Origin of the sequence: Paraburkholderia sp. SIMBA_027 (assembly GCF_046535315.1) — a bacterium.
GTDB classification, from domain to species: domain Bacteria; phylum Pseudomonadota; class Gammaproteobacteria; order Burkholderiales; family Burkholderiaceae; genus Paraburkholderia; species Paraburkholderia tropica.
The window spans coordinates 1-235 of record NZ_JAWRWY010001618.1; the positions used below are offsets into that span (position 1 = coordinate 1).

Sequence of the window (235 nt, forward strand, 5' to 3'; positions counted from 1 at the left end):
CTTCGCACCCACGTTGTCGATCATCCACGCGGCTTTGAGAACGAACAGCCTCGCTTGATCGATTTCGATTCTGGACTTCGCGATCCATTCGGAGACGGCCCCATGCTCATGCAGCATCTTTCCGAATGCCGTGCGTGCCTGGGCGCGTTCCACCATCAACTCGAGCGCCAGTTCCGCTGCGCCGATTGAACGCATGCAGTGGTGGATCCGTCCCGGTCCAAGGCGCGCCTGCGCG

1 protein-coding gene is annotated in these 235 nt (G+C 61.3%); it reads right to left on the reverse strand.

Annotated features, from left to right (window positions below; genetic code table 11):
* Positions 1 to 235, reverse strand: a 235-nt coding sequence (locus SB764_RS44650; RefSeq protein WP_410867395.1) for an acyl-CoA dehydrogenase family protein, incomplete at both ends; no start/stop codon positions are given.